At 58.9% G+C, this 14,284-nt stretch carries 15 protein-coding genes; 1 reads left to right on the top strand and 14 read right to left on the bottom strand.

Annotated elements, in window-relative coordinates; genetic code table 11:
• Positions 1–17 precede the first annotated feature (17 nt).
• The 3 genes from ORD17_RS04075 to ORD17_RS04065 form a co-directional block, all read right to left on the bottom strand.
• Positions 18–1,337: an AMP-binding protein gene (locus tag ORD17_RS04075; RefSeq protein WP_308389611.1), complete on the bottom strand. Its 1,320-nt coding sequence runs from the start codon at positions 1,335–1,337 to the stop codon at positions 18–20.
• 25 nt (positions 1,338–1,362) lie between these two features.
• The gene (locus ORD17_RS04070; protein WP_308389610.1) at positions 1,363–1,800 is read right to left on the bottom strand and encodes a hypothetical protein; all 438 of its coding nucleotides are present in this window, start codon (positions 1,798–1,800) and stop codon (positions 1,363–1,365) included.
• Positions 1,801–1,929: 129 nt separating this feature from the next.
• Positions 1,930–2,244, bottom strand: a complete 315-nt coding sequence (locus ORD17_RS04065) for a phosphopantetheine-binding protein (RefSeq protein ID WP_308389609.1) — start codon at positions 2,242–2,244, stop codon at positions 1,930–1,932.
• Positions 2,245–2,782: 538 nt separating this feature from the next.
• On the opposite strand from ORD17_RS04065, the gene ORD17_RS04060 reads away from it, so the two are divergent.
• A complete protein-coding gene (locus tag ORD17_RS04060) occupies positions 2,783–3,787 on the top strand; it encodes a hypothetical protein (RefSeq protein WP_308389608.1) in 1,005 nt (334 codons plus the stop codon).
• 69 nt (positions 3,788–3,856) lie between these two features.
• On the opposite strand, the gene ORD17_RS04055 is transcribed toward ORD17_RS04060, so the two are convergent.
• The 11 genes from ORD17_RS04055 to ORD17_RS04005 form a co-directional block, all read right to left on the bottom strand.
• A complete protein-coding gene (locus ORD17_RS04055) occupies positions 3,857–4,861 on the bottom strand; it encodes a class 1 fructose-bisphosphatase (RefSeq protein ID WP_308389607.1) in 1,005 nt (334 codons plus the stop codon).
• A 23-nt stretch (positions 4,862–4,884) separates the two neighbouring features.
• A complete protein-coding gene (gene zapD, locus ORD17_RS04050; protein WP_308389606.1) occupies positions 4,885–5,634 on the bottom strand; it encodes a cell division protein ZapD in 750 nt (249 codons plus the stop codon).
• A gap of 63 nt (positions 5,635–5,697) precedes the next feature.
• A complete protein-coding gene (gene coaE, locus ORD17_RS04045) occupies positions 5,698–6,294 on the bottom strand; it encodes a dephospho-CoA kinase (protein ID WP_308389605.1) in 597 nt (198 codons plus the stop codon).
• Positions 6,291–7,094 (bottom strand): prepilin peptidase, encoded by an 804-nt coding sequence (locus tag ORD17_RS04040; protein ID WP_308389604.1) that lies wholly within the window; start codon positions 7,092–7,094, stop codon positions 6,291–6,293. Before ORD17_RS04040 ends, coaE begins: the two co-directional genes overlap by 4 nt.
• Entirely contained in the window at positions 7,078–7,260 is a 183-nt protein-coding gene (locus tag ORD17_RS04035; RefSeq protein WP_308389603.1) for a hypothetical protein, read from the bottom strand. The genes ORD17_RS04040 and ORD17_RS04035 overlap by 17 nt, the downstream gene beginning before the upstream one ends.
• A 41-nt stretch (positions 7,261–7,301) precedes the next feature.
• On the bottom strand, positions 7,302–8,441 hold the full coding sequence (locus tag ORD17_RS04030) for a sigma-54 dependent transcriptional regulator (RefSeq protein ID WP_308389602.1): 1,140 nt from the start codon (positions 8,439–8,441) through the stop codon (positions 7,302–7,304).
• Positions 8,438–9,991: an ATP-binding protein gene (locus ORD17_RS04025; RefSeq protein WP_308389601.1), complete on the bottom strand. Its 1,554-nt coding sequence runs from the start codon at positions 9,989–9,991 to the stop codon at positions 8,438–8,440. The genes ORD17_RS04030 and ORD17_RS04025 overlap by 4 nt, the downstream gene beginning before the upstream one ends.
• A 37-nt stretch (positions 9,992–10,028) precedes the next feature.
• The gene (gene pilB, locus ORD17_RS04020; protein WP_308389600.1) at positions 10,029–11,729 is read right to left on the bottom strand and encodes a type IV-A pilus assembly ATPase PilB; all 1,701 of its coding nucleotides are present in this window, start codon (positions 11,727–11,729) and stop codon (positions 10,029–10,031) included.
• Positions 11,705–12,559 (bottom strand): shikimate dehydrogenase, encoded by an 855-nt coding sequence (locus tag ORD17_RS04015; protein WP_308389599.1) that lies wholly within the window; start codon positions 12,557–12,559, stop codon positions 11,705–11,707. Before ORD17_RS04015 ends, pilB begins: the two co-directional genes overlap by 25 nt.
• Positions 12,553–13,689, bottom strand: a complete 1,137-nt coding sequence (locus ORD17_RS04010) for an anhydro-N-acetylmuramic acid kinase (RefSeq protein ID WP_308389598.1) — start codon at positions 13,687–13,689, stop codon at positions 12,553–12,555. Before ORD17_RS04010 ends, ORD17_RS04015 begins: the two co-directional genes overlap by 7 nt.
• Before the next feature lie 21 nt (positions 13,690–13,710).
• On the bottom strand, positions 13,711–14,196 hold the full coding sequence (locus ORD17_RS04005; RefSeq protein ID WP_308389597.1) for a peptidylprolyl isomerase: 486 nt from the start codon (positions 14,194–14,196) through the stop codon (positions 13,711–13,713).
• Between the last annotated feature and the right edge of the window lie 88 nt (positions 14,197–14,284).

Raw genomic sequence — 14,284 nt, 5'->3', positions numbered from 1 at the left:
TCCGCAGTTCCAATTCGTCATTGCGCTCGCGCCAGTAGCGCCAACAACTCATTGCGGACAACTTTGCCCGTGGCATTTCTGGGTAGAGCATCTACCAGCATGAGTTTGCGGGGAAGAAAGGCGGGGTCTAGGCGATCGCGCAATCCTCTCCGCACCGCCTCGACTGTCAATGTGGGAGCCACTACCACGGCCATTAGCCGTTGCACCACCATCCCGTCCGCATCCTCCTCCATGAGGAAAACACCATCTTCCACCCCGGGGATGCTCAGCAGTTGCGTGTTCAAATACGGTAGGGAGCTACGTTTCCCTGCCACGTTTACCATGTCTTGGGCTCGGGCGCCCAGGCGAAAATGCCGAGGCCCCGTGAAGTCCAAGACATCCTGTAAGGGTGCAACACCCTCCACAGAGGGACCTTCTGCCCAGCTCCCGGCTTCGTTTTGGAAGACCGATATTCCCTCAAAAAGATGCCAAACACCACCTTGAGATGTCCTTCGCGAAGCGATTTGCCCAGCTTCTGTGCAGCCATAGATTTCCATGAGAGGGGCTTGAAATCTTTCTTCTGCAGCGATCGCCAAAGAGGTCGGTAAAGCTGCAGTTGCCGACAGCAATAAATCTGCTACCGGTATCTCACCTTGTTCCGTTACCAAGGCGCGCAGATGCACGGGCGTCGTTACCAAAATGCGTGGCCGCGGCGTCCTGGAGAGGATTGCAAGAACGTCCGCAGGATACAAGGGCGTCCCTGCTTCCACGGCTAGGCCGTATTGTAGTGCAAGCAGGATGTTCGACTCTAGGCCGTAACTATGCTGATGTGGAACGGTGCTGACGACATTGCCACCGCCCAACGAATGGATGGCAAGCCGCTCTCCTGCTGCACGCGCGCTATGTACGAGGGTCGACCACGTTTTTTGCACAGGCTTTGGATCTGCGGTCGACCCAGAGGTGAATTGTATGCAAGCGACTTGTTGACCGGGGATCTGCAGCTTTGGGACTGCGCCTGAGGCGTGGAGATCTTTCGGGAAGATCAGGTGAGGAATCGGTAAATCGCCTCTGTCCGTAATGGCGTAGGTGTCCCTGTAGGTCTGACTAAGCAATCGCAATGCCTCGGGGGCGATGGACGCTGGCATGATGGTCACCTGTTGCCGCACCAGAGCGGCAGCGAAACTCACCAGAAAGCGATAGCGGTCAGCGCAGATATTGATGATATACGTACATTCTGGTAAGCATTTTGCCAGTGCTGCCACATCCTGCTGGAATTGTTCTATGGTCCAGCTTTGCTCTCCTCGCCTGGCGATGACACTGTTATCGCCGTGTTGCGCGAAAAGAAATGCCTTTGTCATACCGTCCTGCGCTATCATACCGTCGTCAGGAAGATTCCGTTGTTGAGGCTGCCGCTGTCTCCTGCATGGGCTTGGAAATCATGGCCAAAATCTCTGCGAAGGAATGGCGCGGTGGATGCTCCAGGCAGCGCTGACGAACCAGGTATTCTATGGCGAACATGGTAAGTACCAGGGGAAGGTCTAGTATGTTGACAAAAAAAGACCATATAACCAATGGCGCAAATAAGAGTAAAGAAATGGAAACAATTAATTGCGTCGCAAAGAAAAGCGTCCAAGCTATGGTTACCTTCCGTGTGTACTGGATCAATGCAGGATCGAGGTTTCCATGCATGCGCTGTACCATACTCGTAATGAGTGGTTGGCGCCCCGAACGCAATGTCAGTCCAAAAGTCAGCAGTAGACTGATATATATCGCCCATTGCATGATCGCCGTTGCTGATACAAGGGCAAGCTTTGCAAGCACCCATGGACTCCAGCCCAGTGTTAACGGTATGGACGCGGTTGCAAGGATAGCGAGATGTATGCAAACGGGAACGAAGACCACTGCGAGCAAAACATAAAGTTGTCGACGTTCGGGTGAGGCCGCGCTCACTCAGCTACCTCGATGGTCTTGGATGTATCGATTCAAGTTACGTAGGGAGCTGAAAATTTCGGCATTGTTCTCATTGCCTGCTTGCAATTTCACGCCGTAGTTTTGCGCTACCACCAGAGCGACCTCCAACATGTCGATGGAATCCAATCCGAGTCCCTCGCCGTAAAGTGGGGCTGAAGGGTCGATTTGATCCCCAGAGACGTCCAGATTGAGTGTTTTCACAATGAGGTTGGCAAGGGCCAATTCCTCATTGGTGAGATCCTTGCAGCTCATGTTTGCTGGCCATCCCGCGCCATTAGATGGACAGTTATCCAATCACACTCCCTGAGCACGCTGACAATCTTCGTTGAACCCAAAATCCAGAGCCTCCCATCTTAAGAAACGCTTCGTGTCATGATAACACCTAGCTGCGAGATTAGTCCCCGGCAATCTTCCTGGAGAATTCCTTTGCCCCCGCTTTCATGGCATCCCACGTCATAATGGCTCCATTCGCAATCCCGTGCCCGATTTGTGTGGCACCCTGGCCCACACGACTGGCGCCCTCGCTAAACTGTTGGGAAACGCTGCCAGTGTTGGGGGAACCTGCTGCTGGGGCGGGCCTTGCTGAATCAGAGGGCGCCTGGACCGCAGCGCGATGGTCATAAGTATCGGTTTGCGCACACGCCGCGCAAGCCAGACAAACCAAAGTAATCAAGACAAATCTACGCATAATCATAGCAATTAGGGTAACGGTTTCTGATCGGTAGCGCCAGTGCCAGTTCCAGTGTCGGGTGGTCGCTGTGCCCCTTGTCGGGCTGTGGCATACTTGGGGCTTTGCTCTAGCGGCAGACACGGGAATGCAAGGAAGAATAATATGCGTGGGGCTTTGCAACTTCTAAGGGTGATGCCCGAGGTATTATTTCGTCAGCCACAGGAGAATGTCGCACGGATTCTTGGCATCGTGCAGTATGGATTAGGTGCGACCGACATGGGGCTGCGCCAACTTGGTATTCCTTTGGCCAAAATTCCCGTGCTACCCCTCAACGCGCCGGATGGCATCTGTGAGATTTGGCAATCGTCTCTGCCAACCCAGGAAGGGCGAACAGAGGATGTCCACTGGCGTAACAATGGCATGGTGGCATTTTTGAGCTGGGACCAAGTAGATACGGAAGGTTCCGGACTGGCAAATGTTACTGAAGATGCTTATCATGCGCTATTTTCTGCTGTACATTTCCAAAAGCACCACTTGATACGGGTCTGGAACCATGTCGGCGAAATCAATGACGATTCTGCGGGCCTGGAACGCTACCGACAATTCAATATCGGTCGGCAGCAAGCCTTTGTCGGAACGGGGCGTTCCCTAGCCGGTGCGAGTGTGCCAGCAGCCAGCGCCCTGGGAGCAAGCGCGAGCGCTCTTGACGTGTTTGCTTTGAGCGCGGGACTACCAGCCGTTGCGATAGAAAATCCCCGCCAAACCAGTGCCTACCACTACCCCGCAGAGTATGGGCCGCGAGCACCCCTCTTTTCCCGCGCGAATCTGGTAGATATTGGTGGCGGAACGTTATTCGTGTCTGGGACGGCGAGCATTGTCGGTCATCAGACCCGGCACCAAGGCGACTGTCGGGCCCAGACGCGCGAGACCCTTCGCAATATCCAGGTGTTGTTGGACGAGACTCGCATGCAATACGGAAAGATATGGACATTGTCAGACTTGGAATTGAAAGTGTATGTCCGCTTCCGTTCGGACTTGCCGGCCGTGGTTGAGGAGATGGAAAGAGTTATTGGCGGGCCAGTTGACGCCCTGTTTCTGCAGGCAGACATCTGCCGAAAGGATCTCTTAGTAGAAATCGAGGCTGTTGGCTTGGCGCGGACTCGCTAGCAAGCCCAGACGTAACACAGATTACGGGCGAATCACCCATAATCCGTCTGTACCACCACAAGTCGGGTGTCATTGATGATGATACTGCATCACCCGCTCGACCTCGTTTTTGGCACCCAGGATTACCGGAACCCGTTGATGCAGTCCCTGGGGCGGAATATCGAGGATGCGCTCGCGCCCAGTGCTGGCCGCGCCGCCTGCCTGCTCAATCAAAAAGCCCATGGGATTGGCCTCGTAAAGCAGGCGCAATTTGCCCGGCTTTCTGGGATCCTTGGTGTCGAAGGGGTAGAGAAAAATGCCACCGCGGCACAGGATACGATGCACGTCGGCCACCATCGAACCCACCCAGCGCATATTGAAATCGCGTTGGCGGGGACCTTCCTTGCCGGCATTCAGCTCATCGATATAGCGGCGAACGGGTGCCTCCCAGTGCCGATGATTGCTCATGTTGATGGCGTATTCGCTGGTGTCTTCGGGAATGCGCATCTGCGGGTGGGTAAGGACATACTCGCCCACCTCCGGCAGCAGGGTGAAGCCATTTACCCCGAAACCCGTGCTGTACACCAGCATGTTGCTGGATCCGTAAAGGGCATAGCCGGCACAGACCTGCTGGGTGCCCGGCTGCAGAAAGTCCTCGAGCCGCGCGTCGCGCCCGGCCACCGGCGCCTTCAGGATGCTGAAGATGGTACCGACACTGATACCGACATCGATGTTGCTGGAGCCATCCAGCGGATCGAAGAGCAGGAGGTACTTGCCACGCGGTACCCCCGCCGGGATCGCGTAGGGGCCATCCTCTTCCTCGGAGACCATGCCCGCCAGATGCCCGGTCCAGTCCATGGATTTGAGAATGGCGTCATTGGCAATCACATCCAGCTTCTTTTGCACCTCGCCCTGCACATTACCAGTATCGGCGCTGCCGAGGGCTCCGACCAGGGCGCCACGATAGACCTGCGAGCCGATGAATTTGCAGGCGACCGTGAGGTCATTGAGCAATGCCGCAAAATCTCCGGAAGCCTGCGGATACAAACGGGTTTCTTCGATGATGAATTGGCTGAGGGTGGTACCGATCTGCATGCTTGGAGATCCTTTGGCTCGGTTCAACAGGCGCTGAGCGCCAGACGAAATGGGATGGTGGATTCTAGCGCGCGGCTCGGTCCAGGGTCCATCCATTGGAGAAACTGAATGTGCAAACGATGCATGCCACCACTGATTTTGGGATAGACCTCCGGCGTCTGCACTTCTATCTGCAGGAGGGAAACGGGTTGTCTAGGGTTGAGTGGTGTTCCAAAGCGTCCATGTTCGGCAGTTTGGAAACTCCAATCGAGAGATTCCCGCAAAAAAAGAAGGACGAGGGCAGTGCTTTCCTCCAGTAGGCCGAAGTGGGCGCGCCAGCGTTGCAACTGAGTGACGCGAAAGGTCGCCTCTTGTTGCTCCCAAAAAGCCAACAAGGGCAGATCGGCGCCGCTTAGGCCGCCAGCCACGGCCTGGCGCCCCCGAGCCAGCTGTAACAACTCTTGGTGACGCAAGCCCTCGGCGAAGTTTTGCGGACCACTGCGCAGGGCCTGCTGTTGCGCGTGTAGGCGATCTTCCCAGGCGCTCAACGCGCTTTGATCGACCAGCTGTGAAGCTTTCCATGCATGCAAGGCCTGGATCAGACGGTCCAGCTCGAGAAGCAAATCCACGCGCAACTCGGGTCGCTGGCAAAAATCGAGAAGCTCCAGAAAGGTCCGGAGCAGGGCGCGCAGGCCCTCCGGCGCAGAAAAATCCTGATCCAGACACTGAAACAGAGTTTCCAGGCGCAGCAAAGACCTCGTTCTTTCTTGCAGCGCAGTTTCGTATAAGGCCATCACAATTTTCTTTCCAGTTTCTTGGGCGAGAGTGCCACAAGCCCCGCCGCGAAGCAAAAAGCCTTATGGGTAGAGGGCTTGCCACCAGCGTTGCAAATGGAGCTGTAAATCGGCTGGAGTTTGCCAGTTGGGAATGATCCAGGTGGCAGCCCGGCGGCGTTCTTCTGGATGAATCTGTTGCGCAATCGCCGCTTGCGCCGTCTTCTGGTCCCAACCGCGCGCCACCAATCGCTTGATCTGCAGCCAGGCCGGGCAATCGATCAACAACACTCCATCGACAAGCTCGGTGTAGTGGCTCTCCACCAGTAGGGGGACAACCCAAAGGATGAGCGCCCCCGGATCCTGCTTGCCAATTGCCAGGCTCTCCGCCAGAAAGCGCTGCCGGATCTGTGGATGTAGCAGTTCTTCGAGCCACCGTTTGGCTTGGGTATTGGCGAAGATGACCTGGCGCAGCTGGGCGCGATCGAGACTGCCATCCGCGTGCAGGATATGCGAACCAAAATGCTCGGCGATCCGTTCCAGGTTGGGATGGCCAGGTTTCACCAGCTCTCGCGCAAATAGATCGGCATCCAGGATTTTCGCTCCCAGCGACGCGAGAAAATTTGCAGCGAGGCTTTTGCCACAGGCAATGCCGCCGGTCAGGCCGATACGACGGCTCATCCTGGTGCGGCCAGATGCAGGAACTGCTCGATCACGGCTTGCGGCCAGAGCAGCAGGATCGCCCCGCCGAGAGCGAGGTAGGGACCGAAGGGAATGGCGTAATCGCGGCCCTTGCCGGCGGCAAGGAAGATGATCGCCACCAGCCCCCCGCTCAGGGCGGCGAGGAAAAGCGCCAGAAACATGTCCTGCCACCCCAGCCAGGCGCCGATCATGCCGAGAAGTTTGAAATCGCCATGCCCCATTCCTTCCCGTCCACTCAGACGCAGGTAGATTTCTGCAAGACCGCGCAGTAGTCCGTAGCCGAGCAACAGCCCGAGGAGGGCGTCGACGGGGCGGGTCAGGGCAAAATCCGGCGTAATCAGCGCCGTGGCGTTGATGAGCAAACCAAGGAGCATCCCCGGTTTGGTGATGCGGTCGGGGAGAAGGTAGGTCTCGAGGTCGATGAGCGTCAGGGCGAGCAAGGCCCAGAGCAGGATCAATGCGGGCAGGAGCTGTCCACGCCAGCCCAGGGCCGCAGCGGCGAGGAGAGCCAACAGAGCGGCAGAAAGCTCGACCAGGGGATAGCGCCAGGAGATGGGAGCCTGACAGTAGCGACAACGACCGCGCAGGAGCAGCCAGCTCAATAGGGGAATATTGTCCCAGGGACGCAGTGCGTGTCCACATCTGGGGCAATGGGAGCCGGGGAACGCGATCGACTCCTGTCGCGGCAAGCGATGGATGACCACATTGAGAAAGCTGCCGACCAAGAGACCGACAATGGTCACCAAGACCCAGGCCAGGGGCTCAAGTGTCGTCGGCATGCAAACCTCTCTTCTCGCAGAGTTGCAGACGTAGGTCCAGAGAGCGTTGGCTGATGCCCAGGTTTTGTGCGCAGGCCGCTGCATCGTTCCGGACGGCCGCGAGCTGCGCGCGCAGAAATTCCTGCTCGGCGCTGCGTAGGCGTTGCGCCAGAGGGGAGAGACCCACCCTGCTGGGGGTCGGCCTTGGGCGGCTCGTATCCTCCGCGCTCAGATCCTGCAGCGTGATTTCCGGACCGGTATGGAGGGCGAAGGCGCGTTCGAGGAGGTTTTCCAGTTCGCGCACGTTCCCGGGAAGGATTGCTGCGCGAGCCAGTGAAGAGCGCTCGCTTCGATGCCCGGCAGGGTCTTCCCCTGACGTTGGGCGATTTTGCGTAACAGAGCGGTGACGAGCAGGGGTATGTCGCCCTGGCGCTGCCGCAGAGGGGGAATCTGCAAGGGTACCACATGGATGCGATAGTAGAGGTCCGCCCGGAATGTGCCGGCATGGACCATCTCTTGCAGATTCCGGTGGGTAGCGCTGATCAGGCGGATATCGACGGGAATTTCGCTGCTCGCGCCGATCGGTCGAATACTGCGTTCCTGCAACGCGCGTAGCAGTTTGACTTGCATCGCCATGGGGACATCGCCGATTTCGTCGAGAAACAGGGTGCCACCATCAGCGGCGAGAAAGAGGCCTTCGCGCTTCTGGTTGGCGCCGGTGAATGCCCCTTTCTCGCTCCCGAACAGTTCACTTTCCAGCAGTCCTTCCGGAATGGCCGCGCAGTTCACCGCAATGAAGGGCTTGTCACGACGTGGTCCTGCGTCGTGTATGGCACGGGCGCTGAGCTCCTTGCCGGTGCCCGATTCACCCGAGAGAAAGACCGGCGCGTTACTGCGCGCCAAGAGTCGGATCTGCTGGCGCAAGGCGCGCATCGGCTCGCTGTCACCCACCAGGCGCTCGCTACCACTGTCCGATCCATCGGGCTCCAGCACGGCCAGCGCCCGCGCCTGCTCGACCAGTCGGCGCAGCCGTTTGAGGTCGATGGGTTTGGTCATGAAGTCGAAGGCGCCGGCCTGCATTGCCTCCACCGCACCCTCTGTTGACGAGTAGGCGGTGATGACGGCAACTGGAACTTGCGGCGCATGGCGGTGGATATGGCGGACAAAGTCCAGCCCACTGCCGTCCGGTAGGCGCAGGTCGGTCAGGCACAATGCGTAGCTGTGCAGTTCCAGGGCTTCGCGTGCGCTGCGTAGACTGTGCGCAACTTGTACCGAGAAGCCCATCTCCGTGAGGGTGATATCGAGCAATTCCGTAATCGTCTGTTCATCATCCAGGACCAGTGCCCAGGAAGCGGCCTTCTCATTCATAACGGCGTGCCCAGATGCCACTCACGCAGCCGGAACCAAAACTCCGCGCCGCCGTCACGGTGATTCTGGACACCGATATCCCCGCGGTTGGCGCGGAGCAATTCGCGCACCAAAGGCAGGCCCAGCCCCGTGCCTTGGGATTCCGTCGTGAAAAAGGGTTCAAAAATACGCTCCAGGTTTTCTTCCGGAATGCCTTGCCCATGATCGCGTACGCGAATTTCCAGCTCTTCCCGGTCACGTGCAGACTCCACCGAGATATCCACTTGCAGGATATGGTCTTCGCCTTGTCCATGGCGCGCCGCATTCACCAGCAGATTGGCGAAAATCTGCTGAAGTTGCTCTGGATCACAGCTGGCCAGAGGGAGATTATTGGGGATGTCGAGTTTCACCTGGAGATCTTTTAACAATGGATCCTCGCGTAATTGATTCAGGACCACAGGTAACCAGGCGTTGAGCGAAATGGGTTCCGGATGGGCCGCCCGCGGGCGCGCCATTTCCAGCACGGAGTCGACGATGCGGTTCAGACGCTGCGACTCGCGATCGATGATGCTCAGCAGACGGTTTTCGCTCTCCTTCAGCGTTCGTTCCCCCAACAATTGTGCGGCGTGGCGGATGGCGCTGAGCGGATTGCGAATCTCATGGGCAATGTTCGCCGCGAGACGCCCCAGCGCCGCCATCTGTATTTCCCGCTGCCTTTCCCAAATAATCGTTGCATCACGCAACGTCAAGATCGTATAGGGTGTGTTGGGAAGCGGAATACTCTGCACCCAAAAGCTTCGTTTGCCGCCATCCGGTGCCGAAAGGATCAGTTCCTTTTCGCTCTGCGGCGCCTGCGCGTTGAGGAAATCTGCGAACTCCGGGCGCAACAGATCGAGTGCCTCCGGTAATCCAGAATCCTGCGGCAGGTTGATCATGGCGCGGGCAACGGGATTGCTGAATAACGTGCGATGTTGCCGGTCGAGGACCAGAATCCCGACATCACTTTGTTGAATGATTTCTTGATTCAGCGTGTTTAAATCGAGAATTTCCTGTTCTCTGGCGGCATTCCAGATGGCCGCACGCTCACGATTGCGCACCAGGTTGTCGGCGAGGAAGGCAACGGTGAGCAGGGCAACCAGGTAAATCAGCGTGCGGCTGGAAAACCATTCGATATCCTGCCAGCCGCTGATCAAAAAAATGAGCAGGATCAGGATCCAGACAAAGGCGAGAGCCGCTTTGCCGCGCAATTGATAGGCATTGGCAATGAGCAGCAGCAGAGGAAGTATGACGAGGGTTCCTGACAAGCCGCCGGTGAGGGCAAAAAGGGTCAGGACCAATGCCATATCGATGGTGCTGGTAAAAAGTTTGCTTCCTTCCCGCCAGAAGCCCGGCCACAACTGCAACGTGAAGAGAATGCCCAGACTCCAGAGGAGGGCGATGACACTGGTAGCGCGCACCGCATCGCTTGGCCCGGCAGGCTCGAGGATCAGGGGCTTGCTGGAGAGCGTGCTGACCAGGACCAACGCGGTGCTCACCAGCAGGCGCGAAAGGGCGAGGCTCCAAACCCCCATCTGGAGACGATGCTGGTGCTCAGCTTGCATAGTGCCGTCAGAGGTTGGTGACGCGAAGGACTTCTTCAAGACTGGTGATGCCTTCCTTTACCCGCAAGAGACCGGACTGACGCATGCTGAGAATGCCTTCCGCCGCGGCCTGACGGGACAGATCCATGGCCGACCCCCCCTGCAGAATGACCTCGCGCATGGCCTCGCTGATGGGCATGACCTGATAAAGACCCATACGGCCGCGATAGCCGCCGTTGCACTGTTCGCAGCCGACCGGTCCCATGGGCTGCAGACCTGGGAGATCCTCGGGCGCGAAGCCTGCTTCCAAGAGCGCCGCCTCCGGGATTTTTTCGGGCTTTTTGCAGGCGACACAAAGCTTTCGTACTAGGCGCTGTGCCATGACCAGATGCACGCTGCCGGCGATGTTGTAGGTCGGAATTCCCATATTTTCCAAGCGGGTCAGGCTTTGCGGCGCGTCATTGGTGTGCAGGGTGGCGAGCACCAAGTGTCCGGTCTGGGCCGCCTTCACGGCGGTCTCGGCGGTTTCCAGATCGCGCACCTCGCCGACCATGATCACATCGGGATCCTGACGCAGAAAGGAGCGGAGGGCCGCGGCAAAGTTGAGCCCGATGCGCTCGTTGATGTTCACCTGATTGATGCCATAAACGGGGATTTCTACCGGATCCTCCGCCGTGCTGATATTGACGTCGCCGGTGTTGAGGATGTTGAGCGCGGTATACAGGGTCGTGGTTTTGCCGGATCCGGTCGGACCGGTAACGAGGATCATCCCGTAGGGCCGGTGGATGGCATCGTCAAAGGCGCGCAATTGCTGTGGCAGGAAGCCCAGCGCTTCGATGGGCACCTTCGAGCTGGCCGGATCGAGCAGACGCAGCACAATGGTCTCGCCGAAGTTGGTGGGCAAGAAAGAGACGCGGAAATCGATGATTCGTGCCGGGGGGATGCGAACCCGCAGGCGTCCATCCTGGGGCAGGCGCCGTTCGGAAATATCGAGACGACAGAGGATCTTCAGCCGAGATGTGATGCCATCGCGCAGACCGATCGGGGGGTGGAGCATGTCCTGCAGCACGCCATCAAGGCGATAGCGCACGCGAATGTCCCGTTCGTAGGGCTCGATATGAATGTCCGATACGCCCTTTTGAATCGCATCGAGGAGGAGCTGCTGGACAAAGCGGACGACGGGGGCGTCCTCCCCGCGGGCATCACCGGCCAGATCAAATTCATCCTGTTCTTGCTGGGCGTCATCGGGGGCGAAAAATTCTTCGAGCTGATTCTTGAACCCGCCCGAGAATTCCGCAACCGCCTTGGCCAGCTTGTTGGCCTCGACCAGAATGGGATTGATCTGCAGACCGCCAGCATTGAAGCGGATGTCTTCGGTAGCCTTGACATCGGTGGGGTCGGCCATGGCCAGATAGAGCGCGTCGCGATGCAACGAAATGGGGAGGACCTGATGCCGCTCCAGAAGCGCTCGATCGATGCGACGAATGACGGTCTCGTCCAGTTGCACGGCATCCAGGTCGAGCATCGGCATTTTGTAGCGTTCGGAGAGATATTCCACCAAGGCGATTGCCGAAATCGCTTTCTTCTCTACCAGAAAAGGAAGCAGCGGCTGCTTGCCGCGTGTGGGATCGTTCAGCAGGGCGCGAAGAGAGTTCTCATCTGCCAAGCCTGCCCCGACGAGCCCACGCAAAAGGGGGGTCAAGGTTATAGCTTCGAGGTTTGCAGCCATGTCCGCAGGGTTTCCTCCACAGCTCCGGCGTTTGGCAACTGACCGGTCCAGATACGAAAACTTTCCGCCCCCTGCTCCACCAGCATGCCCAGACCGTCCACACAACGCAACCCATGGGCCTTGGCCGCCGCCAGCAAGGGGGTCTGCAAGGGTTTATAGACGATATCACAAACAATGCCGGATTGGGGTAAGCGCTCCAGGTCGATTTCTGGATGATCCTCGCCGCGCAGACCCCGACTGCTGGTGTTCACCAGTAGCTGGATATCGCCCAGGATTGGGGAGAGAGCACTTTGGGACAAGGCCAGGGGTCGGAGCTGCAGGGCGGGAAACTCGGCCGCCAGGGCCTCGGCACGGGCCAGGGTACGGTTGGCCAGATAGATGGGGGCGGCGCCCTCGTTGGCCAGGGCGTGCAGAATGGCTCGCGCTGCACCTCCTCCCCCAATCACCAGGCTGGGGCCGCTGATCGCTCCGGCGTGGCGGCGCAAAGCACGAGCGAAGCCAGTCACATCGGTGTTTTCACCCAAAATACGCCCGTGCTCGAAGAGCAAGGTATTGACCGCACCGATGGCGGCGGCGCGAGACGAGAGCTCATTGACGATTGGCAGTACCGCCTCCTTGTGCGGAATGGTGACATTGACGCCGCGCACCCCCAGGGCCTGCAGTCCAGCGATGGCGCTGGGCAGATGCTCCGTGGCGACGGGAAAGGGGGCGTAGAGAAAGTCCAGTCCGAGTTGTTCGGCAAATTGTCGCTGCATCCAGGGCGACAGACTGTGCTGCAGGGGATCGCCGATGATACCGCAGACCATGGCTCCGCCACTGGGTTTCAGCATAGCTGCGCGCGCAGGCTAAGGAGCTGCGACCAGTTTTTCCCGGGGTACAGGCTGCCGAGAACCACGGCTTCGCGTTGTCCGGTAACTCCGTGTAGATCGATAGTACGGCCGAGCAGACACTGTCCACCCAGCCAGGCAAAGGCCAGGGCTTCCATGGCGGCACTGGGGATGCCGCTCACCTGTTCACCCATTTCCACCGCGACATCCGGCAGAGCGGTCTGCAGGCTGCTAAGCAGGGTGCGGTTGTAGGCGCCACCGCCAAAGACCAGCATCCGCGCTGCCGGCGGCAGCCAGCGCTGGGCCGCCTGGGCGATGCTGGTGGCGGTCAGGGCACAGAGACTGGCGAGAAAATCCGCCTTCCCGTGCTGCCACGCCGACCATTGCGCCTCTACCCAGCGGGCGTTGAACAACTCCCGACCGGTGCTTTTGGGTGGCGGGCGGTGAAAGTAGTCCAGGGCAAGCCACTCCTGCACGACATTTTCCTGAACTTGTCCCTGCCCCGCCCAGTCACCGTTGGCATCATAGCGCAGTTCTCCGCGGCTTAGGACTTGCACCGCGGCATCGATCAGTACGTTGCCCGGTCCGCTGTCGAAGGCGCGAGTCGCTTGTCGGCTGCCCCGCGCGGGAACCCAGGTCAGGTTGGCCATCCCCCCAAGATTGAGGACCAGCAGGGGCCGATCAGTGGCGAGCCGAGCTTCATGAAAGGGGGGAACCAATGGCGCACCCTGTCCACCGGCAGCGACATCGGCGCGGCGAAAGTCATGGGCCACCGTGCATCCCGTTGCCTGTGCGACGTCATAGGCGGAGCCGACCTGCCAGGTATAGCCGTCGGGTCCATTGGGCTGGTGGGCGACAGTTTGCCCATGCAGGGCTAGCAGATCGAACTGCACCCCGGCGCTACGGATCTGCTGCGCGAACTCGCCATGCAATCGCCCGATTTCCCGGTCGATGGCGAGCAGCGGGCGGGCAGCGTCAGACTCCTGCAGGCGGAAAAGCCGCTCCTGCAGTTCGGGCGGATAGGAGTAGTGCCAATGACCGCGGGGCTCCCCCGCGCTCAGGGCAGAAAATTCCAGGAGAGCGGCGTCGATGCCATCGGCACTGGTGCCGGACATCATCCCCAGGATCAGCAAAGGCGTTCCCCGGATCCCCGATCAGTCGTGCTCGTGACCGTGCGGACCATGCACGTGGCCGTGCGCGAGTTCTTCGCTACTGGCGGCGCGCACGTCGAGCACCTTGACGGCAAAATGCAGGTTCATACCAGCCAGGGGATGGTTCAGATCGACGGTGATGTCCTCGCCTTCCATTTCGATCACTGTAGCGATCCGCACGCCCTCGTCGGTGTCGACCTCGAACTGCGCACCGACCTCGAGTTCTTCGGGATCGTCGAAATCCTCCTTGCCCACGACGTCGACCAGATCCTCGTCCCAGTCGCCGTAGCCATCTTCCGGGCTCACGTCCACTTCGACCTGATCGCCAACCTGATGACCATTGAGGGCGCGTTCCAGCCCGGGCACGATGTCGCCATGGCCATGCAGGTAGACCAAAGGTTCATCGCCTTCGGAGCTGTCGAGGATTTCGCCATCCTCGTCGGTCAGGGTGTAGTCCAGGGTTACGACGGTGTCTTTGGCGATCTTCATGACGGGGTTTCCTTGGTGGCGGGGTGTCCTTGGCGCAGTGTAGCCGTTGCCGTAGGAGGGTGCAAAACTCTGTATTGCTGCAGTACTT

The organism is Acidithiobacillus sp. AMEEHan, from assembly GCF_030996345.1.
GTDB lineage: Bacteria > Pseudomonadota > Gammaproteobacteria > Acidithiobacillales > Acidithiobacillaceae > Igneacidithiobacillus.
This window is presented reverse-complemented; position numbering and strand designations above follow the sequence as displayed.